Origin of the sequence: Massilia pseudoviolaceinigra, assembly GCF_030846505.1 — a bacterium.
GTDB lineage: Bacteria > Pseudomonadota > Gammaproteobacteria > Burkholderiales > Burkholderiaceae_D > Telluria_A > Telluria_A violaceinigra.
In genome coordinates, this window is the sequence record NZ_JAVCWL010000105.1 from 1 (window position 1) to 1,174 (window position 1,174).

The window sequence follows — 1,174 nt, forward strand, 5'->3', positions numbered from 1 at the left end:
CAAGAGGACGCCATTGCCGCACAGGTTCAGTCCTTGGCGCTGAAAGACAGCGTCGCAAAGGCATCGGCGGCGATGGACGACGAAATGTTCAGTCGCATCAACAACGAGACGAAGGCGCTCGACGACCAGACCAAGATGCTCCAGCAACAGGTCGAAACGTACGGGCTGACCGAGGTTGCTGTCGTCGACCTGGCGATTGCAAAAGCCCAGGCGGCGCTCGACGCCGGTCCCGCCACCTACGCTGAACTGTTCGCCTTGAACGAGCAGATTGCGAAGCTGGAAAAGATTAAGGAACTGACGGGCAAGAAGGTCGCGCTCGACCGGGGCGCCGGCGGCGTGGCGGCGGCCAAAGATCTGTTGGAAATCATGACCGCCATCGACGAGGTGACGAAATCAGCCGCAGCGGGCATGGCCGAATCGTTCGGCCGCGTCGGTACGGCCATTGGTGGGCTGACCACCGTACTGTCGGGCTACACACGCGCCCAGGCTGCCATCGATGCTGAACTGAAAAAATCGACCAAGGATGCTGGCGGCGACCAGGCCATGATCCAACGCGCCAACGCGATCGCCGCGCAGCGGTCCGCGCAGCTCCAATTGCGCTCGTATGGCGACATGGCCAGCGCCGCGAAGGGTTTCTTCAAGGAAAACACGGCGGGCTACAAGGTGTTGCAAGGCGCTGAGAAGGCGTTCCGCGCCTACGAAATGACGCTTGCAATCCAGAACATGCTGGCAAAGAGCGGGCTGCTGACCGCGTTCACGAGCATGTTCGTCACAAGCAAGGCCACCGAAACCGCAGCGACTGTCGCCAGCGTGGGACCGGACGTTGCGGCATCGATGGCGAAGGGCACGGCAGCGGCCGCTGTGGGCGTTGCCACGCAGGCGCAGGGCGAACCATACACGGCATGGGCGCGTATGGCCGCTATGGCGGCCGTGATGGCCACGTTGGGCTTCGCTGTTGCCGGGAGCAGCAGCAGTGGTGGTGGGCAGTCGGCCGCCGATGCGCAAAAGCTCCAGGGTACCGGGTTAGTCTTCGGCGATACCGAAGCAAAGTCGAATTCGATCGTCCGTTCGCTCGAGCTGCTGGAAGATCATTCCGGCAGCCTCATCCCAATCAATCGCGGCATGCTTGCCGCCCTGCGGTCCATTGAGGCGTCGATGAAAGGTCTGACGAATT

The 1,174-nt window shown here is 62.2% G+C and carries 1 protein-coding gene; it reads left to right on the forward strand.

From position 1 onward, the window contains the following. Positions 1-33 precede the first annotated feature (33 nt). Positions 34-1,174 (forward strand): hypothetical protein (locus RBA40_RS33255; protein ID WP_306653174.1); only part of this gene is annotated, 1,141 nt, incomplete at its 3' end.